Below are 26,707 nucleotides of genomic sequence, written 5' to 3'. Positions count from 1 at the left end.
AATATGAGCGATAAAAGAATAGTGATTGATCCTATAACACGCATAGAGGGACACCTTCGCATTGAAGTTGTAGTTGATGATGATAATGTCGTTAAGCAAGCTTACTCTGGCTCTACGCTTTGGCGTGGGATAGAGCCGATACTAAAGGGTCGTGACCCGCGTGATGCTGGCTTTTTTACACAAAGAATTTGCGGTGTTTGTACATTTTCACACTACCGAGCTGGAATCGTGGCTGTTGAAAATGCACTAGGTATAACACCGCCACTAAATGCTGAACTTACGCGTACTTTAATGAACGCTGCACTTTACTTGCACGATCATATAGTGCATTTTTACCACCTACATGGGCTTGACTGGGCAGATATAACATCAGCCTTACAAGCAGACCCTAAAAAGGCAAGCGAAGAGGCATTTAAATGGTGTGAAACTCCTTACGCATGCGGCGCAGATAAACTAAAAGAGGTTAAAGACAGAGTTAGTGAATTTGCTAAAAAAGGTAACCTTGGACCGTTTGCCAACGCTTACTGGGGACATAGCTCGTATAAATTTACACCTGAGCAAAATTTAATAGTCCTCTCACACTACCTTGAGTGTCTTCGCATACAACGCACAGCAGCAAAGATGATGGCGATATTTGGATCTAAAAATCCACATCCACAAAGCCTAACAGTCGGCGGAGTAACTTGCGTTATGGATCTACTAAGTCCAGCTAGACTTGGCGAATACATGACTCAGTTTAATGAGATAGCAGAATTTGTAAACAGGGCATATTACCCAGATATAGTTATGGCGGCAAAAGCATATGCAAATGAGCCGAGCGTTTTAGATGATATCGGGGTTGGAAATTTATATGCTTATGATGAGTTTTTGTTAGGCAGAAACGACTATCTTTTTAAAGGCGGGATTATACTTAATGGTGATATATCAAAAGTTTATGATGTTGATGATACAAAGATAACCGAGGAGGCTACTCGCGCATGGTACAAAAATGACGCTGCCCTTCATCCTTTTGATGGACAAACAGAGCCAAACTATACGGGGTTGGTAGATGGAGAGAGTATCGGAGTTGATGGGAATTTAACTCATAGTAAAAATTTTGACACCAGCGGCAAATATAGCTGGATAAAAGCTCCAAGATATGATGGTAAACCTATGCAAGTAGGACCTATCGCCACCATAGTTATAAACTACGCAAAAGGCAATCCAAAAGTAGTTAAAGTCGTGGATAAGTTTTTACAAGATAGTGGCCTTGGGCTAAATGCTGTATTTTCAACACTCGGACGCACTGCAACCCGTATGCTTGAAGCAAAGGTCATTGTAGATCACGGACTTGAGGCATTTAAATCGTTGATTGAAAATTTAAAAACAGACCAAGAAACCTGCGCAAAATACACAATAGACAACTCCAAAGAGTACAAAGGCTACTTTAAGGGCAACGCTCCAAGAGGCGCGCTAACTCACTGGTGCCGTATAAAAGATGGCGTCATACAAAACTGGCAAGCGGTTGTTCCTAGCACCTGGAACGCCTCTCCAAAGGACGCAAAAGAACAGATGGGAAGCTATGAAGCTTGCTTGGTAGGCACAAAGTTGGCCGATCTTACAAAGCCGCTAGAGATCATACGCAAAATTCACTCATATGATCCTTGTATTGCCTGTGCGGTTCATGTTATGGATGCAAAAGGTACAAAACTTGGCGAATATAAAGTAAATGTAAACGCATAAGGAGCTCACATGTCCAAACACCGACCAGACCGCATTAGCGAGTATGAATTTTCAATCGGACTTAGACTTACGCACTGGATAAGGTTTGTAGCCATAGCTATCTTAATAATCAGTGGCTACTACATATCTTATGTATTTGTAAGCCCTGAGATAACAAGTGAGCCTACAAATTTTATGAATGCAAAATGGCGTGCGATACATCAAATTTTTGGCTTTGTGCTAATCGCTGCAACAATATTTAAAACCTATCTATTTTTCTTTGATAGACTAAGTCGCAAAGAGGTAGTAAGTGTTTATGACTTTTTTAACCCAAAAATTTGGATCGCACAGATAAAATACTACATCTTTATAGGCAAACACCCTCATCTAAAAGGCGTGTATAATCCGCTGCAATTTATGTCATATCTTATATTTTATATAGTTTTAGTACTTATTTGTCTTACTGGGCTTGTGCTTTATGTACATGTTTATCACGAAGGGCTTGGTGGACTTTTGTATGAGCCGATGAGAGTAGTTGAAGAACTTATGGGCGGACTTGCAAATGTAAGAACGATACATAGGCTGTGTATGTGGTTTATTATATTGTTTGTTCCTATACATGTTTATATGGCTACTTTTAATGCAGTAAAAGGCAAAAATGGAGCCATGGATGCGATAGTTAGCGGATATAAATTTGTTAAAGATGAGCATCATAAATGAAAGTACTTATCCTTGGCATAGGAAACATTATGTACTCCGACGAAGGTGTCGGGGTGCATTTTGTAAAGATGATGGAGGAAAATTTTAGCTTTTTAAGTAGCGAGCATGAGCTTGAGTTTGTTGATGGTGGAACTCTTGCAATGGCTTTAACACCCATTATCTCAAGCTATGATAGTGTTATGATTGTTGATTGTTTGAGTTGTGATGACGGCAAGACTGGAGATGTTTTTTTCTTTGATTTTAAGAAAATTCCACTTTCTGTCCGCTGGGACGGCTCAGCTCATGAGATAGAGATGTTACAAACTTTGGAGCTAATGAATATGGCTGGGGATTTGCCAGAAGTTAAAATTTTAGGCATCGTTCCAAACCGCATAGAGCCTATGAGTTTTACGCTATCAGATGATGTTATAAAAGCAAGTCTAGTTATGCAAAAAAGTCTTTTAAAACATCTTGAAACACTAGGCTTTTCATGCAAAAAAAAGGCAAATTTATCCATACTAGACATAGCACAAAGGTGCGCTAAAAAAGGACTTTAATGATACTTGCATTTGAGTTTAAATGTTTTGACAACCACGAAATTTTGGCACATATGTTAAATTTTCATGCTAAAAATTTTAAAAACAGCGTTGTTATAAAAGATGATAGTGTTACGCTTTTTGTAAGTGGCGACGAGCAAGATATTTTAGCTTTTAGCGATACACTTGGCAAAAATTTAAGTTTTAGTATATTTGTGACAGACTCAAAGGTTTTTGTGACTGAAATTTTTGCGCAAAATAGCACTTTATCAAACGATGTTTTTTGCCCAAATTTAACTCCAATGCAAGTAGAAAAATATCACGAAAACCACTCCTTGGTCAAAAACGAATTTGAAGCAAAAAGCCAAATTTCAGTCTTTGGCAAACAAATAGATGAGATGAACTTTAACGAGCTTTTAGATAGAGTTTGCGACTTTTTAACTCAGGGCAAAGATGTAGTACTTACTTGGCAAGGCAAAGATTTTAAACTTAGCCTGCTTGACACCCTAGTCTCATTTGACTTTATAATCCCCACAAACTTAAGCTTTTTAAATAACATTTTTGAATGTAACGACACAGCATTAAAAGCACTTGCAAGCCTTGAAAAACCGCTCATAAAACTAAAAACCAACGCTCTTTTTAGACAAAACCACAAAGATGAACCAACCTTTAGCCACATAAAAGCCCCATCAGATATTTTCACATATGCAGTTTGCGAAAAGTTAGCTAAAAATGCGGTCAAATTTATAGGAGTTAAAAATACTCAAGCTGTAAATTTACAAAAAGTTATTTTGCTTGAAAATGGTTTTTTGACAACTTCTAGCAAGAAATATCTGCCAACTGGCGATCATTTTATGATAAGACTAAATAAAAACGGCGATGATGGGGTATTTTTTAGTAGAAAAAATGAAGATATATGCCTACTTCTAGCACCTGGTTTTAGTAGTTTTGATGAAATTTTAAATCTTGAAAATGGTCAAAAACTACTTAAGAACTTCAAAGCCAACTTCAAACTAACAAATATTAGTCAAAATAGTGGATTTTATGCGCTTTTTAGCATAGTTGCAGCACTTTTAAAACAAAAAAAAGAGACCAAAGATTGTGCGCAAAATTTATTTGATCTTACTTTTGACTTTGGGTCTAATCGAGGTGTTTTGATAGAGTGCAAACGCGATAAACTAAAATTTGAAAGTGCAAAATTTATACGAAGCACCATGAGCTTTATGCTAGCTGGGGCAACTGATAAAAATATCGCCTACGGAGCCATAAGCTCTCTGGCTGGCTTTTTAAACGATCTTTTGTTAGAGTGCGATCTAGTCTCAAAAGATGTTTTGCTTTGCGGAGATGTGTTTGATGATGAGATAGTGGCTAAAATCTTTCATCGTGAAATTTCAAATTTTAATATATTTTTTGAAAACAAAGTCTTTTTGGAGCAAAAATAGAGCAAGTCTCACGCGCTAGCAAGGCATTAAAACTGCATTTGAAAGCTCTATACCCACTTGACTTTTAAAACTCTCTCCACTTTTTATACTCTCAACGACCTCGCCATCTTCTATCAGTACTACACTATCACACACCAGCTTTACAAGTCTCATATCATGAGTGATAAACAAAAACGATGTCTCGCCCTTTAGCCTTTTTATAAGCTTTAATATCTCAACCACAAGTGGCGCATCAAGCGAGCTTAGCGACTCATCAAAGATGATAAGCTTGGGCTTTATAGCCATAGCCCTTGCGATACAAATGCGCTGTAGCTCGCCTCCGCTAAGCTGTTTTGCACCTTTAGCAAGGTAGCTTTTGCAAATTCCAAGCTCATCTAAAAGTTCATGTATGCGGTTTATGCGTGCATTTTCATCAAGCTCGCTTAGATAAATGAGCGGCTCTTCTATGATCTCTTTTATGCTAAAACGCGGATTTACAGCGCTTAAGCTATCCTGAAAGACTATTTGCACCTGCTTGTAAAACTCACGCCTTTTTTCAAGATTTTTAAACTCAACTAGCTCATTATTTAGATAAATTTCCCCGCTTTTTTGCTTGATAAGTCCCATTATTATCTTTGTTATCGTGCTTTTGCCAGAGCCAGAGCGTCCAAGAAGACCTAAAATTTCTCCGCTTTGCATTCTAAAGCTTACATTTTTTAGAACCTTAGTCTGTGTTTTTGCACCAAAAAACGAGAAGCTATCAAAGCTGTGTGATAAATTTCTAACTTCAAGCAAACTCATAAACTATCCTTATAAAGTGCAAAGTGAGCTTCTAAAAGCTCTTTTGTGGCGTTATGTTTTGGCTTGGTAAAAATCTCACTTGATTTTGCCTGCTCCACTATACGCCCCTCACTCATCACTATTACATCATCAGCTAGCTTTGCCACCACGCTAAAATCATGCGTTATAAGCAAAATGCCGATATTTTTACGCTTTACAAGCTCGCTTAAAAGCTCTAAAATTTTAGCCTGCACGAGCAGATCAAGGCTTGTTGTGGGCTCATCTGCGATGATAAACTTAGCCTCACAAACAAGGGCTATGGCTATCATCACACGCTGAAGCTGTCCGCCACTAAGTTCAAAAGCATACCTATCAAGCGTGTCTGCACCAAGCCCAACATCGGCTAAAATTTTTACCACATCATCTAGGTTTTTTTTAACGCCACTTGCCTTTATGCTCTCTAAACAGTGCGTTTTTATGGATACTATTTGATTAAACGCAGTTCGTGGGTTTTGCATGATTAGTGCAAATTTCACATCGCCTTCAAGGCTAAGCTCGCTTCTTAAATTTACAGGCGTAAGCTCTAAAAGCGCCATAGCACTTAGACTTTTACCACTGCCACTTTTGCCAATGAGTGCCGTTATCTCACCCTCTTTTAGCGTAAAACTAAGAGCATCGACTAACACTTTTTTACCATCAAATACGCTTAAATTTTTAACTCTCACGGATGCTCCAAATGCTTAACATCAAATTTTTCACACAGATACTCACCTATAATGTTAAAGCTCATCACGCACAAAAATATCATAAAACCAGGGTAAAATATCAACTCAGGATGGCTAAAAATATACTCCTTCGCGTCACTTATCATCACGCCCCACTCAGGTGTTGGCGCTTTAACCCCTAGCCCAAGAAAGCTAAGCCCTGAGATGTGAAGTATGATATGACCTATGTCAAGTGTGGCTAGGACGAGGCATTGTGAGATTATCGGTTTTAGCATATTTTTTTTAAAATTTTGCCAAAAGCTAGCACCAGATGTCACACTTATCATGACATACTCGTTATTTTTAAGGCCTAAAACTATGCTTCGCACGATCCTTGCATACCATGCCCAGTGAGAAAGCGCGATGGCTATGATGATATTTGTAAGTCCAACACCTAAAATTCCCACCAAAAATAGAGCCAGTATCAGCGTAGGCACACTAAAAAACAGATCACAAATTCTCATAAAAATTTGATCCACCCTGCCCCCTGCAAAGCCAGCCACACCACCTATAAACACACCTATAAAAATTATCAAAAATAGCGTTAAAAAAGCGGCCTTTAAAGATACACTTGTAGCAAGCAAAAGTCTAAAAAATTCATCTCGCCCAAGATGATCTGTGCCTAAAAAGTGCTCGCTTGAAATGCCTTCAAACTTAAGCAGTAAATCAACCTCATTCACATCAGCAGGGACTATGTAGTGCGCAAAAATGCTTATAAAAATCAGCAAAAATGCCATAAAAAATGCAAAATAAACTCCAAATTTTTTCATGCTATCCCCATTCTGATACGAGGATCGATGTAGGCATAGATCACATCTATGATGATGTTTGCGATGATAAAGCTAAATGCCATTAGTAAGATAAAGCACTGAATGACTGGATAGTCGTTATTTATAATAGCCTCAACCGCATACATGCCAATGCCAGGATACGCAAAAACGCTCTCCACTATCATCGCACCGCCTACAAGCTCGCCAAGGTGCATGCCAAGAGCAGTCACGATAGGAAGCGAGGCATTTTTAAAGATATGGCGAAAAAGTATGGTAAGCTTTGAAATTCCTCGCACCTTTGCATACATGACATGGCGCTGCTCTTTTACTTCAAGGATATTTGCGCGGATTAAGCATGAGTTTATCGCGATACTCATAAGTGATATGGTTATGGCGGGCAGTATGATGTGCTCTATGCCACCTATGCCAAAGGGCGGGAAAATTTCAAATTTCACCGCAAATATCAAAATCAGCAAAAACCCAAGCCAAAAATTTGGTATGCAAACCCCGACAAATGAAAACATCCTAACAGCCCTATCTATAAATTTATCCTTATACAAAGCTGAAAGTATCCCAAGCGGTATGGAAAATCCCACCGTAAATAACAGCGCAAGACCAGCCAGCTTTAATGTCGCAGGAAAGTAATACGCCACATCATCTATCACAGCTCGCCCCGTGATGTATGAAGTGCCAAAATTTAGGCTTATGGCGTCTTTTAGCCACATGGTGTATTGCTCTAAGATGGGTCTGTCAAGATACAGTTGCGCTCTTGCGTGTGCGAGTGCTTCATCAGTCGGTGAGATACCTGAGGCATTTAGGTAGCTCATCGCCGCATCCGTGCCGTTTAGCCTTAGTATCATAAAGATAAAAAGGCTAACGATAAACATCATCGGCACAAGTAAAATAACTCTTTTTATGATAAATTTAAACACTACTTCTCGCTTGAGTTTATAAATTTCATCTTATCAAATGGGACATGGTTTTTAAGTATGCTAGTTGTTACGCCACTTAAATTTTTACTGAATATCACCTTATTTGTCTCGTATGTTATAGGGATATAGATAGCCTCCTCATGTAGTTTGTTTAGGACTTCATGGGTTAGCTCGCGCTTAGTTTTTGGGTCAAGTGAGCTTAAAATTTGCCCGATTTTTTCATCTATTAAAGCCTTGTCCTTTAGCCCAAGCTGAGTTTGATAGTCAGCATGCGATGGAAGTCTCATAGACGCTAAAAAGCCCACAGGATCGTAAGGTGCTCCCCAAGTGGAGTTAAATATCGCGCCAAAGTCGCCAGTGCGTTGCTTTTTATAAAAGATAGAGCTCTCATCAGCTTTTATGTCAAGCACCGCGCCGATCTTCTTAAAATACGACTGCATTATCTCAGCCATAGACTTTTGAACGCCGTTTGTACCTATGTAAATGAGCTCAATCTTAAGCGCCTTGCCATCTTTGTAGCGTATCTTATCTTTGCCTAAAACCCAGCCATCATTTTCTAAAATTTCATTTGCTTTTTTTAGATCAAAAGCATAAGGGTGCGCGTTAATATCGGTATTTTCAAAACTTTTGTTAAATAAAAAATCAGCCTTTTTTTGTATATCAAAAAAGATCTTTTTCATTATTAAGTCTTTATCTATAGCCATATTTAAAGCTGTTCTGACAACCTTGCTATCGGTTGGAAATTTATTTGAGTTTAGTGCGACAGCAAGGGTAAAAAGTGGCTCAGAGCTTATCGTGCCAAACTCGTTTTTAAGGCTATTAAATGTATCTAGCGGGACTTGCTCATCACCGTATATTAAAGAAATTTCGCCTGTTTTAAGAGCAATGATCTTTGTTGCTGGCTCTGGTATAACCTTGCCAAGAAGTTTATGAAAATGTGGCTTTTCGCCCCAGTAAAGATCATTTTTCACAAACTCATCACTAATGCCCTGCTCACTTTTTACAAGCTTCCACACACCGGTACCAATGGGCGCTTTTATACCATCTTTCGTCTTGCCATCCATCATCGCACTAGGCGCTATAAATCTAAACGGCCTTATAAGACTTAGCTCTTTTAATGTCGGCTCATAGGCATTTTTTATTAAAAGCTCAACCTCATACTCGCCCACCACCTTTATATCGGTTATGATATTTGCTAGCTCAAGCCAAGCATGTCGCTTGCGGTTATCAAGTATCGCGTCGAAATTTGCCTTTACAGCTGCTGCGTTAAATTTCTCGCCATTTGAAAAGCTCACATCCTCACGAAGCTTAAATTTATACACCTTGCCATTATCTAAAATCTCCCAAGAAAGCGCTAAATGCGGATATATCTTGCTATCATCGCCGTATATTACTAAGCTTTCATAAACCATATCTTGAGCAAACATTTGATTTGGTGAATAAAGGTGCGGATTTAGTTCGCCGACATTTTTTGACATTGCAAAATTTAGCGTCTGCTCTGAAAAAAGTGTAGATAGTAAAAAAGCCACGCATAAAAATATTTTTTTCATAAGTATCCTTTTTTGGGGTTAAATCATCTCAAGTCGCATTAGCTGCATATCCTCACCGTCTATGACAGATAAATTTTGCGAGCCACAGTTAGGACAAATGAACTCATTTTTGCTAAGCTCATTTTCCTTACCGCACTCTTGGCAGCTAACGACGATGTTTTGCACTTTTATGATAAGCTCTGCGTCCTCGCAGATACTTTCACACTTGCAAACATCAAAAGCACTTTGTAAATAGTGTGCCTCAACTCCACTAAGCCGTCCTATCTTTATATGCACCGCAACGATCTTTTTAGTATTTTGCTCTTTGGCATTTTTCTCACAAAGTCTAATCAGATCTTGCGCTATACTAAGCTCATGCATAAACACTCCTTAGCAAATTCTAGGTAAAAGCTCGCCCCTTGGTGGCTCTAAAAATCGCTTCGATCCATACGCAGTTTGTAAAATGACATTGCCTCCTTTTACATCTAAAATTTCTCCAATCGCATTTGCATTCATATCAAATTTACGCAGTATCTCAACCGCTCTAGCCTCATCTTGCTCGCTAACAGCAAGCACAAAGGTGCCTTCATTAGCAAGTTCATAAGGCTCAAAGCCAAAAAGCTCGCAAATGCCAGTAACTTCATCACTTACCTTTATATCAGCCTCTCGCACCAAAATATCAAGGCGCGAAAATTTAGCCCACTCGTTTAAGACAGCACTAAGCCCCCCGCGAGTAGCATCTCGCATAGCAAACGGCTTTATGCCAGCATTTAAAAGCTCCATAACAACGCCCTTTAAACTCTTGCAATCACTCTCTAAATCGCTTTGAAGCTCTAACTCTTCTCTGTTTGCAAGCACGACAGCACCGTGCCGTCCGACATCGCCTGAGAGCAAAATTTTAGCCCCGCTTACTAGATTTCTAGTCTCGCAGCTATGTATGATATTGCCAACTCCACTTGTGTTTATAAAAATTTTATCACACTTGCCTTTTGGCACTACCTTTGTATCGCCACAAACGACCTTGACATCGCTTTGCTTTGCCACGCTTGCAAGTGAGCTAAGAATGGCTTTAAGCTCATCTATATCAAGCCCCTCTTCAATGATAAGCGAACAGCTTAGATACTTCGCCTCAGCTCCAACCATCGCAAGGTCGTTTATAGTGCCACAAGCTGCGATCTTACCGATATCAGCTCCATTAAAAAAAAGCGGAGTTACGACAAAGCTATCTGTGCTAAAGGCTAGGTTTTTAAACTCTCCAAGCACTGCACTATCGTTGTTTTGCCTTAAGATGTCATTATCAAACACCTCAAATATCACATCCTCTATGAGCGAGTTCATCTGCACTCCACCACCACCATGAGAAAGTAAAATTTTTTCGCCCATTTTTATCCTTTTAGTTTTTCATTGCGCTCTTTTTGCGTATTTATAATACGCCGCACAAGCACCCTCGCCACTCACCATACACGATCCCACAGGGCTTTGTGGCGTGCAAGCTTTGGCAAAGATCTTACACTCAAAGGGCTTTGCTCTACCGCGTAAAATTTCAGGGCAGATACAGGCCTTACTCTCTGGCTTGCTTACGACCTCGCAGTCAAAGACCTTTCTAGCGTCTAAAAAGCCAAACTCATCTTTTAGCCTAACCCCGCTATCTTTTATCACGCCAAGTCCTCGCCACTCAAACTCACACGGCTCAAAGTAGCGCGCCATAAGCTCTTTTGCCTTTAAATTTCCGCTTTTTGTTACGACTCTTGCGTATTGGTTAAAGACCTCAAATTTCTCATCGTTTTGCTGAGAGACTAAATTTAGCACACTATGCATAATGTCAAGTGGCTCAAATCCGCTAACAGCGATAGGCCTTTTATAATCTCTTGCAATACTTTCATAAATTTCATATCCCGTTATCACGCTCACATGGCTTGGCCCTAAAAATGCGTCTATCCTTACATCTTTATCATCCATTATGGCTCTAACAGGCGCTGGAACGCTCACATGATTAATATGAAAAAATAAATTTTTTAGCCCAAGCTTAAGAGCTTTTTGGACTAAATTTGCACTCATTGGCGTTGTGGTCTCAAAGCCTATCGCAAAAAATATGACCTTTTTATCAGGGTGCTCTTGCGCTATTTTAATACAATCAAGCGGCGAGTAAAGTGCCCTTATGTCGCGCCCTTCAGCACGTAGTTTTTGCAAGCTTGTAAAAGAGCCAGGCACTCTAAGCATATCAGCAAGCGTGCAAAGTATGCTATCATCCATACTTGCAAGCTTTATCGCCTCATCTATCCTAGCCCTTGGCATAACACACACAGGACAGCCCGGACCATGGATAAAATTTACATTCTCACCCACTAGCTTATCAAGCCCAAATTTCATGATAGAGTGCGTATGTCCACCACAAATTTCCATGATATTTAGCGCTCTTTTGCTAGTTGCTATAATGCGCTTGCTAAGTGCTAGGATGAGATCTTTATCACGAAAATCGTTAATTAAATCCATCGTTTTTCTTTGATGAGTTTATCATTTCATCAAGCCCCATATCGCCCTCGCTCGCGTCAATCTCGCCGTTTTTCATATCCTCAGCCATTTTTCTATAAATTTCAAGGCTTTCAAGGGCGTATTTTGTATCGAACTTCTCCATCGCGTATCCCACATGGATAAGCACATACTCACCCACATTTACAGGCTCACCGATAAGATCAAGCGTGACCTTACGGCGAACACCTAGAGTCTCAACTGTGGCAAAGTTATTTTCATCGATTTCGATCACTTTTGAAGGGATAGAAAGGCACATTATCTAAGCTCTTTTTTAAATTTTAAATAATTAAGCCACTTATCAACGCCCTCGCCCGTCTTGCTATCAAGCGCGATGATGTCGGCTTTTGGATTAAGCTTTCTTACTTCATCTCTAACCCTTTGTAAGCTAAACTCAAAGTGTGGCATTAGCGATGTTTTGGTGACTATGACTAGATCTGCCGTGCGAAACATCACGGGATATTTTGAAATTTTATCATCACCCTCAGGCACAGATAAGAGCACGACATTAAAATGCGCGCCTACATCGTAGCTAGCAGGACATACTAGGTTTCCAACATTTTCTATAAAAACGACATCAAGCTCAGAAAGAGGCAGATGATGAAGCCCTGAATGTACCATAAATGCATCTAAATGACAAGTCTGACCTGTGCTTATCTGGTGCGCCTTTGCTCCTGCTTGTATGATACGATCAGCATCTTGGTTAGTCTCTAAATCGCCCTCAACAACGCCTATTTTAAACTCATCTGCCTTTATAGTGGCTTCTAAAAGCGTGGTTTTGCCGGCACCTGGGCTACTCATGAGATTTACACATAAAATTTTATGCTCATCAAGATGGGCTCTATTTGCACTAGCCTCTTTGTCGTTTGCGCTTAAAATTTTCTCTATCACCTCTATCGTTTTACTCTCATTTAAAATAGGATGAGAGTGTGAGTGCTCGCCGCTATGATCGTGCTCGTGGGTATGCGTGATAGAGCCGTGAGTGTGCTCATGAGTATGAAAACCAGCCCCATGCTCGTGAGTATGCTCGCCGCTATGATCGTGATGGTGTGAGTGAATAGTGCCATCAGCATGGGTATGCTCGTGTGAGTGAATGTTGCCAAAAGAGCAACCGCAGTCTTTACACATTTTACTATCCTTATTTAAAGTAGTTTGAGTGTAATTATATCTAGTAAAGATTAAAATTTTGCTTTAATTTTTAATAAATTTTTTTAAAAATTTTATTAATTAATATAATTAAGAAATAGCCCATATTATAGTAGTAAATGAGCTATTTGACCAAGTGCTATGCTTGCGTCATTAGTTGGATTTTGCCTGTTTATGTAAAATTTTATGCTATTTTGCTTAAATAAATTTATTACTTTTTCTAATAAGGCTTTATTTTGAAAAACACCGCCAGCAAGTAAAATTTCACTATCTTCTTTCACACAAATATCACATATTAAATTTGCAAGTCCATTTATAAAAGCGGTTATAGCTGTTGCTTTTTCATCTTTTAAAGCACCTTCAAAGGCATTTTTAAAGCAAATTTTATCATCTATGATATTAAAATCATAACTCACATCTAGGCTATCATCATAAAATTTTTCCATCTTCATACCAGCCTCACCCTCATAGCTAACACTATCAAGCCCTAAAACAATACTACAAAACGCATCAAAGATACGCCCCACGGAGCTTGTAGCCACGCAAGAACTGCCGTTTTCATACAGTTTTTTTAGATTGCTTAGCTTTTTGCTATCAAAACGACTTAAAAACTCGCCAGCATTGCTCTCTAAGTCATATTTTAAGATAATACTAAGGGCTATTTGATTTATATTTTTTATGCTACTTTCTGCGCCTATTAGCATAAACTCATCAAATTTTAGCACCCTTTCATAGCCATTTTTATCAAGCCTCATGACCTCTCCACCCCAAATTTTTCCATCATCTCCATATCCAGTGCCATCAAAGCAAAAGCCAAGATAGCGCTTGCTTACATCTAAGTCATTTTCAAACATAACAGAGAGCAAATGCGCGTAGTGGTGCTGTATCTGCGTTATCTTACAGCCTTGCTCTTTTGCCCATTTTAGGTTTAAAAAATGCGGATGAAGGTCTGCTACTATCTCATCAAATTTAAGCTCATAAGTTTGTTTAAATAGCTCTATAAGGTTTAAAAAACGCTCAAATGTTGCGATATTTTTTAGATCGCCGATGTATGGGCTTATCATTATCTCGCCGTTTTTATAAATCGCAAATTGATTTTTAAGCTCAGCACCCACCGCTAAGATCGTGCGCTCATCTTTAAGGCTAGTGTGTATAAATTTTGGATTTACTCCGCGGCTTGTTCGTAAAAATATCGGCTCATCGTCTGCTACAAAAACTATACTATCATCGCTTGGCGAGTAAATTTCTCTATCATTATCAAGGTAAAAGTCAATGACCCCGCCAAGCTTATCTAGTAAATCCTTTTCATTATATATAATAGGCTCGCCAGATATATTTGCAGATGTGGCTATGATGGCGTTTTGTAAAAAGCTAAAAAGCAAAAGATGAAGCCCTGTGTTTGGTAAAAATATACCTATTTTATTAAGCTCTGGTGCTAAATTTAAAGGTAGTGAGTTTGGTTTTGGGTTTAATATGACTATTGGCTTTAGGTTTGAAGTTAAAATTTTTTCCTCAGCTTGAGAGATAAAAGCTAGCTCTTTTGCCATTTTTATATCCTTACACATTATGGCAAACGGCTTACTTGGGCGAGTTTTTCGCTCGCGTAAAGTCTTTATACTATCGTAATTTGCACTATCGCATACCAAATGAAAGCCACCTAGTCCCTTTATGGCTAAAATTTTACCCTCTTTTATGAGCTCAGCTGCCCTGCATACGCTCTCATCGCCCTCTTTTATCACAGAGCCGTTTTTATCTTTTAAAACTAGCTTTGGACCGCACTTTGGGCAAGATATAGGCTGTGCGTGATAGCGTCTATCTAGTGGATTTTTATACTCATCTTGACAGCTTTGACACATCACAAATTTACTCATCGTGGTGTTTGGTCTATCATATGGCAGTGCCTTTATGATGGAAAATCTAGGCCCGCAGTTAGTGCAGTTTATAAATGGATAGTGATAGCGTGCATTTGCAGGGTCAAAAAACTCACGCTCGCAGTCGCTACAAAGCGCAAAGTCTGGTAAAATAGGCGCGTGCTTTGTAGCTGAGCGCGAAGCTATGATACTAAACTCGCTAAAACTCTTATCAAAAAGCTCAACTTTTTCAAACTCATCTATCCTTGCAAGGGCTGGAAGCCTTGCAAAAAGCGCATCTTCAAAGCTCTTAATGTCAGAAATTTCACCAAATAGCGTAAGCTTCACACCCTCATCATCGTTAAAAACCTCGCCGAATAGCTCAAATTCCAACGCGAGATTATACACAAATGGACGAAATCCAACACCTTGCACCAAACCACTTATCTTATAATAAAAACACTTTTTCATAGCGATATTATACAAATTTTAAATAAGAGTTTGTTTATCTTAAAATAAAATAATTAAAATTTATTAATAAAAAAATTTATTTTTGTCAGATAGATGACATAAATTTATCGTCAAAAATAATAAAATTACACCAAGATTTAAATTAGTATTTTAAAGTTTATTTTTAAGTATTACTTTAAATATAGCAAAATCTAAAATCACAATAGAAAGGAGAATTTATGAAACAGCATAAATTTGTGATCGCAGATTACAAACGATGCATCGGCTGTGCTACCTGTATGGCGTCATGTTTTAAGAGTGCTTACGAGCGTGGCAAACTCTCAAAATCACGCCTAACAGTCCTTCGCCAAGCTTATGGCGTTATGCCGACTCAGTGTCGTCAATGCGATGATGGTCCTTGTGCGAACGTATGCCCTACTGGTGCATTGCGTTTTAACGAAAGTTGCATAGAGCTGCATGAAGAAATTTGTATCGGTTGCAAACTCTGTACTATCGCATGTCCTTATGGTGCTATAAGCTCAAATGCTGAGCTAATGCCTTCTATAAACTACGCGACTGAGCCAAAGTACTATCTTGAGATAGAAAGTCAGTCAGGTGCAAAAAATATCGCTATAAAATGCGATATATGTAACGGTCGTGAGAACGGTCCAGCCTGTGTTGAAGTGTGCCCTACCTCAGCCATTATAATGGTAGATCCAGTAAGTCATAACCACAAACTAGGCAGAAAGATAGATAGTGAGGCGGCTGAAAGCTTTGTGGATAAAATTTTAGCTGGCAAAAATGTCATCTGTGCTCCAAGCACAAAAGAGAGCCAGCCAGAAGGTATCGTGATAAACGAGCTTAGTGCCACCCCTAATGAGATGGCAAAGTCTAGCCAAAATTTAGGAGGCGCACTATGATAACTGTGTATTCTCTATTTTTACTAAGCGGTATAATTAGCATTTTTCTTTACAATGCACAACAAACTGCTGTAAAAGTTGGATTTGGTCTGTCTGCTGTGAGCTGTTTTTACGCGATGTGCTACTTTGTGGCAAATATGGGCGTGAGCGATAGCTTTGCCTTGGGCGGAAATTTCCTTTACTCACCTACTTTTGCACTAAATCCACTTGGAAACTTTTTTAGTTTTGTCGTGGTGTTTATAGGATTTGCAAGTAGTGTGTATGGTATGAGCTATGCTGAAGAGTATATCAAAAAAGCAAGTGTTGGCGTTTTTGCTTGTTTGTTTAACTTCTTCATCTTATCAATGCTACTTGTTATAAGTGCGAATAATGTATTTTGCTTTATCGTACTTTGGGAGCTAATGACTTTAATCTCATCATTCCTAATCCTAGTAAATGATGGCAAAGGCACGCTAAAAGCGGTCATGGTATATCTTGGTATCGCACAAATCGGTGCTTTTTGTATAACATGTGGTCTTTTAATCATCGCTTACTACGCAGGAAGCTCTGAGTTTAGTGCGTGGGCTGGCGTTAAAATGCCTATGATGGCATCAGTTATTGTATTTATACTTTTCCTAGTTGGCTTTGGTTCAAAAGCTGGTATGTGGCCTTTTCATGTTTGGCTACCGATGGCACACCCTGCTGCTCCATCAAATGTATCGGCTTTAATGAGTGGCGTTATGATAAAAGTAGCACTTTTTACCCTTGTAAAATTTACTCTATTCTTGCCATTAAGCATTTACTTTGGGCTAACAGTCTTAATCCTTGGTGCAGCAAGCTCACTATTTGGCGTTTTATACGCACTTTGTCAGCATGACTATAAAGCACTTCTTGCTTATCACTCAGTTGAGAACATAGGCATTATCTTACTTGGCTTAGGAACTGGAATTTATGGACTTGCAGCGGGTAATAACACACTTGCAGCTATCGGCTTTTTAGCAGGTTGCTATCACGTGGTAAATCACGCTATATTTAAAGGTTTGCTTTTCCTTTGTGCTGGCTCAGTCCTTCACGCTACACACACAAGAGATATGGATGTTTTAGGCGGTCTTGCTAAAAAGATGCCATGGACATCAGTTGGTATGTTTATAGGTATCATGGGTATCGCTGCACTTCCTCCGGTAAATGGCTTTGTTTCTGAGTGGTTTACTTATCAAGGTATGCTTCAAGGTGCGATGAGTGAGGGGGTATTTGTAAGATACGCATTTACACTTTCAGTTGTAGCACTTGCGCTAACTGGCGTTTTGGTCGGTATGCACTTAAAGCTTTATGCAGTTATCTTTGCAGGCACTCCAAGAGATCAAAAAATTTGGGAAAATGCAAAAGAGAGCCCGATAGGTATGGTTATAGGCATGGTTATACTTATGATAGGCTGTGTTGGCTTTGGTGTGGGTGCAAATTTTGTCGTTGAGTATATAATGACAGCTGTTAGCTCGATACAAGCTACAAGCTATCAAGCAAGCGTGGGATTAACCCTTACTTCGCCTATCGGTAGTATAGTATCAACTCCGCTTATAGCTATCATTTTGTGTTCAACTATGATACTTCCTTTTGCTATCTTAGTCTTTATGAAAGCAAACCGCACAGCACCACGCGAGACTGATCCTTGGGCTTGTGGCTTTAAATACAGCTCTCGTATGCAAATGACTGGCGGACCTTTTACAGGCGATTTAAGACGCATTATGAACTGGCTATTTAAAGGTGAGAGAAAAGTTGTCGCAAAAGACTACTTTAGTCCTGTTGAGTATCACAACCATCCAAAAGATATATGGTGGGGTATGTTTTATGAGCCAGTCATTAAATGGTGTACAAAATTTGCCGATAAGGCTGGAATTTTCCAAAGTGGCTATACAAATGTCTATGCACTTTACATTGTATTGTATCTTTGTGCTGTGCTTGCGATTAGCTACTTTTTGATATAAGGAGTGAAAAATGCAAACTATACTTTTAATGATTTTTCAAGTCGTCGTTATCGTTTTAGTCGCTCCTTTATTTGATGGTATGGCTAGAAAACTAAGAGCCAAACTTCAATCAAAACAAGGAAGCGATTTTTTCCAAACATATCGCGATATAGCAAAGCTTTTTAAGCGTGGTAGAACAGTTCCTGCGTGCTCGCACTGGGTGTTTAGATATGCTCCGTTTTTCTTGTTTGCTACCTCAGCTGCTATCCTAGCTGCTATACCTATAACATACAACCAAAACACAGGTTTTGGCGCGTATGCTGATATATTTGTTATCTTATATCTTGGTGCTTTGCTTAGATTTGTCTTTGGTGCGGCATCTATGGATAGTGGTAACCCATTTGCAGCAACTGGTGGCGGCAGAGAGCAGATGTTGGCTGTTTATGTAGAGCCTATTATGATAATGTGCTTAATCGTAGTTATGCTTGCAGCTGGTACTTCAAATTTAGTTGAAATTCAGCAAAAAGTTCAAAGTGGCGAGATAGGATACTTTATACCTAGCTTTGCTGTGGCTTCGATAGCGTTTTTATGGTGTATGTATGTTGAGACTGGTAGAAAGCCATTTGACTTAGCAGAAGCAGAGCAAGAGCTTCAAGAGGGCTTGCTTGGCGAGTATGCGGGAAGTGATTTGGGCTTGGTTCAAGCTTCACTTATATTAAAACAATTTGCTATGATAGGACTTTTCCTTACTATATTTGAGCCTTGGAATTTTGCAAATCCTTTCTTAGCTCTTTTGGTCTTTGTTCTAAAAACTGGCGTATTTTATGTAGCTGCTGTGTTTATAGATAACTTTGGACCACGCTTTCAAATGACATCTAGCCTTCGCAAAAACGCAGTTTATGCCTTGGCTATATCATTTATAGCTTTGACACTTTATGTGGTGGGGGTGTGAGATGTTTGATGTTTTAGCAATATGTATGATGATTACATCTCTTGCGGTATTTGGTCTTAGAAATTTAAAGCTATCGGTGGCTTGCTATGCAGTACAAACCCTGCTTTTAGTAAGTGTGTTTATGATGCTTTCATCAGCGTTTAATGCGGAGCAGCTAAGCACTTGGGCTATGGTAGCATTTGTTACAAAGATTATCTTTGTGCCAGCTATATTGTTTATGCTTATTAAAAAGCTAAATGTGGTTAGTGAAGATGAGCCTGTTGGCGGATTTTTCGTAAGTCCGGTTATTGCTATGGGATTTAGCCTAGCGATCGCGATGAGCATACATCCGATATTTTTAGAGTTTTCTCTTATAAAAGAGCAAATTTTACTAATCGCCGCGGCTACGATCTTTATGATGGGGGTCTTTGGCTTTATGCTTAGAAATTCTTTTATCAAGCAAATCTTAGCATACTGCCTTTTTGAAAATGGTATCCACCTAAGTCTAGCACTTATGGCATACAACTCACACGAGCTTGTTGAGCTTGGAATTTTAACCGATGCGATATTTGCGGTTATTATTATGAGTGTTTTGGCTGTGAGATTTTACAAAGCTTATGGTAGCTTGGATACTTCAAAAGCTACGAATTTAAGGGGTTAAAGATGGACAGTTTAGCTTTAATCTTAATCTTACCATTACTTGGTGCCCTGCTTTTAATGCTAGCGCCAAAGAATTACTCAACCATGAGTCTGCTACATGTTGCAGTCTCAGGAGTAACATCAGCAGCACTTTTGTTTAATGTATGCAAAGTGCTACAAGGCGGAACATTTTTTAGCTTTGATGAGTTTTTGTTCCTTGATAGTCTTGGCTGTGTATTTTTAGTTCTCATTGCTGTTACTGGCTTTTTGGTAAATTTATACGCCACTACCTATATGAAATGGGAGCTTGAAGGCGGACATATAAATTTATGCGACCTTAAAAAATACTACGCACTAAGCCATGTTTTTATCTTTACGATGACACTTAGTGTGATTTGCAACAATGTCGCGTTTATGTGGGCTGCGATAGAGGCTACGACACTTGCATCTGTCTTCTTAGTCGCTATCTTAAAAGACAAAAAATCAACAGAGAGTGGCTATAAATACATAGTCTTATGCTCTATCGGTCTTGCATTTGCACTATATGCTACAGTACTACTTTACTCAGCGACTTTTGCAAATACTGGCAACGGCGAAGAGGCTATGCTTTGGACTAGCATAATGGCAAATACAGCCACACTAAATGACAATGCCGCAAAGCTTATCTTTGTCTTTGCTTTAATTGGCTTTGGTACAAAAGCTGGTCTTGCACCAACTCACACTTGGCTACCAGATGTACACGCACAAGGTCCAGCACCTATATCAGCTTTACTTTCTGGTGTGCTTTTAAAATGTGCGATGCTTGGTCTTTTACGCTACTACGCTGTAACAGCTGGCGCGGTAGGCTTTGAGTTCGTTCAAGAGATCATGCTAGTATCTGGTACTATCACTTTGTTTGTAGGTGCGTTTTTCCTTATCCGTCAGCACGATGTGAAAAGGATGTTTGCATACCACTCTATCGTGCATATGGGTGTTATCGCTTTTGCTCTTGGTATAGGCGGAGAGCTTGGTATATTTGCAGCTGTATTTCACTGCTTAGCTCACAGCTTTACAAAAGCTTTAGCATTTTGCTCTACTGGCAACATAGCTAGAATTTACGGACACAAAGATATGAGTAAGATGGGCGGTATGATAAAGATAGCTCCTATTACTACGGTGCTATTTGGTGCAGCGGTTTGCTCGCTTGTCGGTGTGCCAGCGTTTGCGATATTTGTAAGTGAGTTTTTGGTCTTTAAAGGTGCGATAATGAGCGGACAATACATTGCCGTTACGCTTTTTGCGGTAGCTTTGGTTATCATCTTTGTCGCTGACTTTGCACACTTTAACATGGCTAGCTTTGGCGAGGTCAAAGGTGAAGTGGTACATAAAAAAGAGATGAGCCTAACAGAAAACCTTCCGCTCATCGCTCTTTGCTTGCTTATCATCATCTTTGGTGTTTGGCATGTAGATAGCTTTTACACACTCGTTGAAAATAGCGTAAAAATAATAATGGGAGCTTAATATGCGTGGCGATAAATTTGTACAAACTTTGAGTAGCAAAGTTAGAATTTTAGAAACTACCCGCCAGGCGGACGATCAGATAACCGTTTTGGTTGATAGAAATGATTTGCCACTAGCGGTTAAAACCTTATACTACGACATCGGTGGTTTTTTAAGCACGATGATACCAAATGATGAGCGTAGTATAAATGGCTGCTTTGCTCTTTATTATGCCATATCTATGGAGGGAAGCAAGATGAGCGAGGCTGATGACTTCGCTCCTGAGGATAAGTGCTTTATAACAGTTAAAACACTCATCCCAGCCGCAGATCCGACCTTCCCATCTGTCACACCACTTGTGCCAGCTTGTGTTTGGTATGAAAGAGAAGCTTTTGATATGTTTGGCTTGATAGCTGAGGGCTTGCCTGATAAGCGCAGGTTAGTTCTTTCAGATGATTGGCCTGATGGACTTCATCCTTTAAGAAAAGATGCGATGGACTATCGCTACAGACCTGATCCAGTAGCACATCAAGATGAGCCTGAGGCTGAGTTTTTGTTTCCAAGGGGCGATGCTGTTGTAGATGTGCCACTTGGACCGCTTCACGTAACAAGTGATGAGCCGGGTCATTTTAGGCTATTTTGCGATGGCGATGAGATAATTGACGCTGATTATAGGCTATTTTATCAGCACCGCGGTATGGAAAAACTAGCTGAAAACCGCATGAACTACGATCAAATGGGCTATTTGGCTGAGAGGGTTTGTGGAATTTGCGGATACGCTCATGCCATTGCTTGTATCGAGGCTGCTGAAAAAGCTATAAGGCTTGAAATCCCACTAAGAGCGCAAGCTATTAGGGTTATATGCCTTGAGATAGAGCGCCTACACTCACACTTGCTAAACATCGGTCTAGCGTGCGAGGTTACAGGTAACTACAACGCATTTATGCATATTTTCAGGGTTCGCGAGTACTCAATGGAGCTAGCTCAGCTAGTTACTGGCGGTAGAAAGACTTATGGCAATGTCATCATGGGCGGCTTACGCAGAGATATGACAAATAACGAGATAAAACAAGCCATAGCCATCATAAACAACCTTGAAGTTCAGATAAATGAAATTTGGGATGCGGTTATGGAGGATAAACGCCAAATAGGACGCTGGAAAGGCGTTGGCGTGCTTGATAAGCAAGTAGCGCGTGACTTTAGCCCAGTTGGTCCAAATATGCGTGGTTCTGGCTTTAAGCGAGATAACCGCTATGATCATCCTTATGACTTCTTTAAACAAATCGAGTTTGAAGTAGCGGTAGAGCATGGTGGAGATGTATTTAGTCGTGAGATGGTAAGGTATAAAGAGCTAAAAAGCTCTATACATATCATCCGCCAGTGCCTAGAGCTCATGCCTCAAACGCCTATCTCAATCGATCCTAAAACGATGATAAGCCCTGAGAATTTTGCTCTTGGACACGATGAGGCTCCAAGGGGCGAAAACGTGCATTGGATCATGCAAGGAAGTGCTCAAAAGGTTTATAGATGGAGATGTAGAGCCGCTACATATAACAACTGGCCATCTTTAAGATATCAGTTTAGAGGCAACAACATCTCAGACGCAGCACTTATCGTCTGCTCGCTAGACCCATGCTACTCTTGCACGGAGCGTGTGACCTTAGTTGATGTTAGAAGCGGAAAAAATAAAATTTTAACCGAAAAAGACCTTAAAAAGATCTGTCAAAATGGCGGGCTTTCTAGAAAGGATTTAAGATGATGAAGTTATTTGACATCACTGAAAAATACGGAAAGGCGACATACGCCTATCCGTTTGAGCCGTATAAAGTTCATGACAATTTTCGCGGTCAGCCACACTACACATACGACCTTTGCATAGGTTGTGCAGCTTGCGGTGTAGCTTGCCCTAGCAACGCGATAGAGCTAAAGATGAACGAAGAGCAAAGCAAGCTTGTATGGCAGTTTGACTGCGCAAGATGTATATTTTGCGGTCGTTGCGATGAGGTCTGCCCGACAGGTGCTGTTAGACTTAGTGATAGCTTTGAGCTTGCGGTGAAATTTGATAAAAGCGCATTGATACAAAGGGGCGAGCTAGAGGTAGAAAAATGCTCATGTTGCGGTAAGCCTTTTACACCAAAAAGACTTATAAACTACGCTATGCAAAAGTTAGAGACTGCAAATTTATTACCAGGCAGGATAGATGAAGCAAAAGAGTACTTGCATATCTGCCCTACTTGCAAACAAGCAGCCTCTGTTGAGCGACTTACGAAAGGTATCGAGGAGGGAATAAAATGAGAACTGTATATGAAGTCCCTGAGGATATAAAAAACGCAAATGATCTAACATCAAAGCTAGAGCATTTAAAAAATATCCAACGCAGTTTTAGCGTTTATAGGATCGACTGCGGAAGCTGTAACGGTTGTGAGATAGAAATTTTTGCTGCTATTACTCCGATGTGGGATCCTGAGAGATTTGGCTTTAAACTCGTTGCAAACCCACGCCATGCTGACATTTTAGTCTGCACAGGTCCTGTGACTAGACAGATGTATTATCCGCTACTTCGTGCATATGAAGCAGCGCCTGATCCAAAGATCGTCGTAGCTCTTGGTGCATGTGGAAGCAGTGGCGGTATATTTCATGATGCTTATAGCGTTTGGGGTGGTATAGATAAGATAGTGCCGGTTGATGTTTATATCCCTGGCTGTCCTCCGCACCCAGCTAGCATCATATATGGTCTTGGCATGGCACTTGGCATAATAGATCAAAAGCTACAAAAACGAAGCTTTGAGACCGATCATCTAACGCCTCCGCCAGTTGAGAAGTCAATCATCGGCGATATACTTTTTGAGCGTGACTTACAAGCTGAAAGTAAAAGGCTGATGAGCTATGTCTTTGGCAGGACACTTTTTGATAAGTATATGAGCGCTATAAAAGCAGCTAGCGATGTTAAAAATCCAACCCTTGCAAAAGAGGCTTTAGTAGCTGCTATAAAGGCTGAGGATGATCCTAGATATGCTGAGTGTATGGGAATTTTACACAATGATGTCTATTTAAAATACGCTAACGCAAGTAGCGAGTATAGCATAGACACAAAAGCAGTTTGGAATAAAAAATGATACAGGTTTTTAAACTAACAAAACGCCACATGGATGATAACGAAAACCTTTCACGCGAGTTAAAAGACATAAAAGTCTTTTCAACTTGCGTAGGGCACGGCGTAGGGACGATAGATTTTAGCGAGAAGGTGCTTGAAATAAGCGAAGATGAACTTAGCAAAATCATCGAAAACTCAGGCGAATATGTCAAATTTAAGATAGGAAACATAAGTAAATATTTTGAAGTAGAGATATTTGCCGAACACGCTGCAAAGCTAATTCCGCAAATGTGCGAGTGTGAGTTTAAAGAAATTTTAAGAGGCCTTAAAGAGGGCTACTTAATGCTAAGGAAAGATTTTTAGGGGCTGGTGATGCAAAGTATTAAAAAGGCGATTTTATGTATCGGAAATCCTTTAAGAGGCGATGATGATGTCGGAAACGAAGTCGGTCGTTTGGTGGAGAAAAACCTACCTGAATGGCGAGTGTTTTACGGCGAAGATGTGCCTGAAAATGAGTTTAAAGCGATACGAGAGTTTGAGCCTGAAATTTTAATCGTAGTTGATGCGATGAGTGGATTTAACGACGATAAGATCGAGTTTTTTGACCTAAGTGATGATAAAGACTATATCTACTCAACACATAACCTACCAACACCAGTTTTGCTAAGCTATCTGCGTAAAATTTGCGAAAAAACGCTGTTTTTAGGCATTAGTGTTTTGCTTGAAAATGTCCTTGATTTTAAAGAAGGACTTAGCCAAAAGGCAAAAGATAGTGCCAAAAAGGCATATGAGCGAATTTTAGAGATTGATAGAAATTTAGTTAGTTAAAAATATTTTTACATAAGGAGTACAAGATGCTAAATCCTGCACAAACCGCCCAAGCTATATCTGGGGCGATGGAACACAAAGCACACACGCCAATTTCTAGCGTAATATTTTTGGCTATAATGGCTGGTGCTGCGATAGCGATGGGCGATATATTTTGGGCGCACTCGACTGTGGGTATGGCTGAGAAGCAGTCTATCGGACTTGCAAATTTTATCGGCGGTATCACATTTAGTTGTGGTCTCATGATGGTCGTTTTTTATGGCGGACACCTTTTTACAAGCTCGATCTTAAGTGGCGTTAGCGCTTATGCTGGTAAGCTAACACCAGGTAAGACCATAGGATACTGGGTGCTTGTTTGGATATGTAACTTCATAGGTGGCGCACTCATTGCTTATATGTATTACTACTCGGGTTTGCCGTTAAAATTTGATGGCTATATCTTACAGCACTTCATACCTGCTGGTATAGGCAAGATAACAGCTCCATTTCATGAACTTTTTATACGCGGTATCTTTTGTAACGTCTTTGTTTGTATGGCTATTTGGACAGCTACAAGCGAAAATGATCTAAGTGGTAAATTTTTTGCCATTATGTGGATGATAGGTGCGTTTGTGGCTTGCTCTATGGAGCACTGCGTGGCAAATATGTTTATCATTACAGAAGCCATCATAGCAAAAGGACACTATCTAGCAACAGTAGGTGGCGACTTGCACGCACTTTCACATCTATTACACGGTGTTAGCGTAGAGCAGCTAGAGCTTTTAAACTGGAAAAATTTCTTAGTTGAAAACCTAGTACCAGTAACACTTGGCAATATCGTAGGCGGTCTATTTTTCGTAGGTCTCGTTGGATTTATAGCAAATCAATACGAGATGAAAAAAGAGGCATAATTTTACAACTCCCCATTCTAATAAATTTAGCCCCATGGCAGTTTTTGCCTTGGGGTTTTTTACTTTATAAGCTTAAGGAATTTAATTAATTTGTATAGCTTTGAAGTTTTTCAAAATCAATTATCAAAAACTCATGTGGCGATATGCGCTTTATCACTCCATCTTTTATAAGCTCATTAAACGCAGTAGAGGCACTTTGACGCTTTAGCCCAACGAAGCTTGAAAGCACTTTTACAGAAAATGGCAAGAATATAAAATGATAGCCATTTTGGACTAAATTTTGTTCATTTGAAAGCTCTATCAAGAAATTTGCTATACGACCCTTTGCGCTTTCAAAGAGGATGGATCTGATGATTTGACGCTGAACTAGAGTGATATTTGTAAGAGTTTCTGTATAAAATTTACAAAACCTCTCGTTCTCAAAAAGCCAGTCCATTTGATCAGCGTCCATAGTATAAACCTCGCTATCTTCTAAGATCTCAAGCACGCAACTCTCATCAACTATCGTGATATTGTCCTTTTTTAGATGATAGATGATAAACTCCTCCCCATCTTCAAAAAAACAGAGCTTTGCTGAGCCGCTTATAAATATAACTATCTTTAAAAAGCCTGCATATATGGTGTTCCCCTTACTCAAGCGCTCATGGCTAAATTTAGAGATCTCATCGTAGCTTAGCACCGATGCGATGTTTGTTTCAAGTAGTCCTAAACGAGATTTTTTCATTGTATCCTTTCAAGGTAGCCAAAATTATATCTGAAAAATTTTAAAATTTATTAAAATAACTACTTTAGTATTTTAAGATTACTAGCGAAATTTATATTATAAATTTCGCAAAATATCATAAAAAAATTTATTTTTAAATTTTTTATTTTTTGTAA

Annotated in this window: 27 protein-coding genes; 15 read left to right on the top strand and 12 right to left on the bottom strand. The window is 39.5% G+C overall.

All coding sequences use genetic code 11. From position 1 onward, the window contains the following. Positions 1-3: 3 nt before the first annotated feature. The 4 genes from LQV35_RS03095 to LQV35_RS03080 are packed head-to-tail and all read left to right on the top strand — an operon-like array spanning position 4 to position 4,378. The gene (locus LQV35_RS03095; protein WP_230056402.1) at positions 4-1,722 is read left to right on the top strand and encodes a nickel-dependent hydrogenase large subunit; all 1,719 of its coding nucleotides are present in this window, start codon (positions 4-6) and stop codon (positions 1,720-1,722) included. Positions 1,723-1,731: 9 nt separating this feature from the next. Next, a complete protein-coding gene (cybH, locus tag LQV35_RS03090; protein ID WP_230056401.1) occupies positions 1,732-2,421 on the top strand; it encodes a Ni/Fe-hydrogenase, b-type cytochrome subunit in 690 nt (229 codons plus the stop codon). After that, a complete protein-coding gene (locus LQV35_RS03085; RefSeq protein WP_230056400.1) occupies positions 2,418-2,957 on the top strand; it encodes a HyaD/HybD family hydrogenase maturation endopeptidase in 540 nt (179 codons plus the stop codon). Before cybH ends, LQV35_RS03085 begins: the two co-directional genes overlap by 4 nt. Beyond that, a complete protein-coding gene (locus LQV35_RS03080) occupies positions 2,957-4,378 on the top strand; it encodes a hypothetical protein (protein WP_230056399.1) in 1,422 nt (473 codons plus the stop codon). Before LQV35_RS03085 ends, LQV35_RS03080 begins: the two co-directional genes overlap by 1 nt. 15 nt (positions 4,379-4,393) lie before the next feature. Here LQV35_RS03080 and LQV35_RS03075 read toward each other — a convergent pair whose 3' ends face one another. The 11 genes from LQV35_RS03075 to hypF form a co-directional block, all read right to left on the bottom strand. Then, complete coding sequence (locus tag LQV35_RS03075) at positions 4,394-5,158, bottom strand: ATP-binding cassette domain-containing protein (RefSeq protein ID WP_230056398.1); 765 nt, start codon at positions 5,156-5,158, stop codon at positions 4,394-4,396. Next, positions 5,155-5,862: an ATP-binding cassette domain-containing protein gene (locus tag LQV35_RS03070; protein ID WP_230056397.1), complete on the bottom strand. Its 708-nt coding sequence runs from the start codon at positions 5,860-5,862 to the stop codon at positions 5,155-5,157. The genes LQV35_RS03075 and LQV35_RS03070 overlap by 4 nt, the downstream gene beginning before the upstream one ends. Continuing rightward, a complete protein-coding gene (gene nikC / locus LQV35_RS03065) occupies positions 5,859-6,671 on the bottom strand; it encodes a nickel ABC transporter permease subunit NikC (RefSeq protein ID WP_230056396.1) in 813 nt (270 codons plus the stop codon). The genes LQV35_RS03070 and nikC overlap by 4 nt, the downstream gene beginning before the upstream one ends. Beyond that, positions 6,668-7,603 (bottom strand): ABC transporter permease subunit, encoded by a 936-nt coding sequence (locus LQV35_RS03060; RefSeq protein WP_230056395.1) that lies wholly within the window; start codon positions 7,601-7,603, stop codon positions 6,668-6,670. The genes nikC and LQV35_RS03060 overlap by 4 nt, the downstream gene beginning before the upstream one ends. Further along, positions 7,603-9,153 carry a nickel ABC transporter substrate-binding protein gene (gene nikA, locus LQV35_RS03055; protein ID WP_230056394.1) on the bottom strand — a complete coding sequence of 517 codons (1,551 nt, stop codon included), beginning with the start codon at positions 9,151-9,153 and terminating at the stop codon, positions 7,603-7,605. Before nikA ends, LQV35_RS03060 begins: the two co-directional genes overlap by 1 nt. 18 nt (positions 9,154-9,171) lie before the next feature. Then, entirely contained in the window at positions 9,172-9,513 is a 342-nt protein-coding gene (gene hypA / locus LQV35_RS03050; protein WP_230056393.1) for a hydrogenase maturation nickel metallochaperone HypA, read from the bottom strand. A gap of 9 nt (positions 9,514-9,522) precedes the next feature. Continuing rightward, positions 9,523-10,515 carry a hydrogenase expression/formation protein HypE gene (hypE, locus tag LQV35_RS03045; RefSeq protein WP_230056392.1) on the bottom strand — a complete coding sequence of 331 codons (993 nt, stop codon included), beginning with the start codon at positions 10,513-10,515 and terminating at the stop codon, positions 9,523-9,525. An 18-nt stretch (positions 10,516-10,533) separates the two neighbouring features. Next, entirely contained in the window at positions 10,534-11,625 is a 1,092-nt protein-coding gene (gene hypD / locus LQV35_RS03040) for a hydrogenase formation protein HypD (protein ID WP_230056391.1), read from the bottom strand. Further along, positions 11,612-11,920 carry a HypC/HybG/HupF family hydrogenase formation chaperone gene (locus LQV35_RS03035; protein WP_230056390.1) on the bottom strand — a complete coding sequence of 103 codons (309 nt, stop codon included), beginning with the start codon at positions 11,918-11,920 and terminating at the stop codon, positions 11,612-11,614. Before LQV35_RS03035 ends, hypD begins: the two co-directional genes overlap by 14 nt. Beyond that, complete coding sequence (gene hypB / locus LQV35_RS03030) at positions 11,920-12,789, bottom strand: hydrogenase nickel incorporation protein HypB (protein WP_230056389.1); 870 nt, start codon at positions 12,787-12,789, stop codon at positions 11,920-11,922. Before hypB ends, LQV35_RS03035 begins: the two co-directional genes overlap by 1 nt. 125 nt (positions 12,790-12,914) lie before the next feature. Continuing rightward, positions 12,915-15,128, bottom strand: a complete 2,214-nt coding sequence (gene hypF / locus LQV35_RS03025; RefSeq protein ID WP_230056388.1) for a carbamoyltransferase HypF — start codon at positions 15,126-15,128, stop codon at positions 12,915-12,917. A 218-nt stretch (positions 15,129-15,346) separates the two neighbouring features. Here hypF and LQV35_RS03020 point away from each other — a divergent pair, with 218 nt between their 5' ends. From LQV35_RS03020 to LQV35_RS02970, 11 genes are read left to right on the top strand one after another with little or no spacing between them, the layout of a single operon-like run. Beyond that, the gene (locus tag LQV35_RS03020) at positions 15,347-16,027 is read left to right on the top strand and encodes a 4Fe-4S dicluster domain-containing protein (protein ID WP_230056387.1); all 681 of its coding nucleotides are present in this window, start codon (positions 15,347-15,349) and stop codon (positions 16,025-16,027) included. Next, on the top strand, positions 16,024-17,988 hold the full coding sequence (locus LQV35_RS03015; protein WP_230056386.1) for a proton-conducting transporter transmembrane domain-containing protein: 1,965 nt from the start codon (positions 16,024-16,026) through the stop codon (positions 17,986-17,988). The genes LQV35_RS03020 and LQV35_RS03015 overlap by 4 nt, the downstream gene beginning before the upstream one ends. 10 nt (positions 17,989-17,998) lie before the next feature. Continuing rightward, positions 17,999-18,919, top strand: coding sequence for a respiratory chain complex I subunit 1 family protein (locus LQV35_RS03010; protein ID WP_230056385.1), 921 nt, complete (start codon positions 17,999-18,001; stop codon positions 18,917-18,919). A 1-nt stretch (position 18,920) separates the two neighbouring features. Beyond that, positions 18,921-19,559 (top strand): hydrogenase 4 membrane subunit, encoded by a 639-nt coding sequence (hyfE, locus tag LQV35_RS03005; RefSeq protein ID WP_230056384.1) that lies wholly within the window; start codon positions 18,921-18,923, stop codon positions 19,557-19,559. 2 nt (positions 19,560-19,561) lie between these two features. Then, positions 19,562-21,037 carry a hydrogenase 4 subunit F gene (locus LQV35_RS03000; protein WP_230056383.1) on the top strand — a complete coding sequence of 492 codons (1,476 nt, stop codon included), beginning with the start codon at positions 19,562-19,564 and terminating at the stop codon, positions 21,035-21,037. A 1-nt stretch (position 21,038) separates the two neighbouring features. Then, the gene (locus LQV35_RS02995; RefSeq protein WP_230056382.1) at positions 21,039-22,775 is read left to right on the top strand and encodes a hydrogenase large subunit; all 1,737 of its coding nucleotides are present in this window, start codon (positions 21,039-21,041) and stop codon (positions 22,773-22,775) included. Beyond that, a complete protein-coding gene (locus tag LQV35_RS02990) occupies positions 22,772-23,311 on the top strand; it encodes a formate hydrogenlyase complex iron-sulfur subunit (RefSeq protein ID WP_230056381.1) in 540 nt (179 codons plus the stop codon). Before LQV35_RS02995 ends, LQV35_RS02990 begins: the two co-directional genes overlap by 4 nt. Further along, positions 23,308-24,132, top strand: a complete 825-nt coding sequence (locus LQV35_RS02985) for an NADH-quinone oxidoreductase subunit B family protein (protein WP_230056380.1) — start codon at positions 23,308-23,310, stop codon at positions 24,130-24,132. Before LQV35_RS02990 ends, LQV35_RS02985 begins: the two co-directional genes overlap by 4 nt. Continuing rightward, positions 24,129-24,473 carry a formate hydrogenlyase maturation HycH family protein gene (locus tag LQV35_RS02980; RefSeq protein ID WP_230056379.1) on the top strand — a complete coding sequence of 115 codons (345 nt, stop codon included), beginning with the start codon at positions 24,129-24,131 and terminating at the stop codon, positions 24,471-24,473. The genes LQV35_RS02985 and LQV35_RS02980 overlap by 4 nt, the downstream gene beginning before the upstream one ends. An 18-nt stretch (positions 24,474-24,491) precedes the next feature. Next, a complete protein-coding gene (locus LQV35_RS02975) occupies positions 24,492-24,938 on the top strand; it encodes a hydrogenase 3 maturation endopeptidase HyCI (protein WP_230056738.1) in 447 nt (148 codons plus the stop codon). Between the two features lie 26 nt (positions 24,939-24,964). Further along, positions 24,965-25,828, top strand: coding sequence for a formate/nitrite transporter family protein (locus LQV35_RS02970; protein WP_230056378.1), 864 nt, complete (start codon positions 24,965-24,967; stop codon positions 25,826-25,828). A gap of 85 nt (positions 25,829-25,913) precedes the next feature. Here the strand turns inward: LQV35_RS02970 and LQV35_RS02965 are convergent, their stop codons facing one another. Then, positions 25,914-26,552, bottom strand: coding sequence for a Crp/Fnr family transcriptional regulator (locus tag LQV35_RS02965; protein WP_230056377.1), 639 nt, complete (start codon positions 26,550-26,552; stop codon positions 25,914-25,916). Between the last annotated feature and the right edge of the window lie 155 nt (positions 26,553-26,707).

This window comes from Campylobacter suis, from assembly GCF_905120475.1.
In the GTDB taxonomy this organism is placed as follows: Bacteria; Campylobacterota; Campylobacteria; order Campylobacterales; family Campylobacteraceae; genus Campylobacter_A; species Campylobacter_A suis.
The sequence above is the reverse complement of the archived record's forward strand: the minus strand, read 5'-3'. Positions and strand labels throughout refer to the sequence as shown.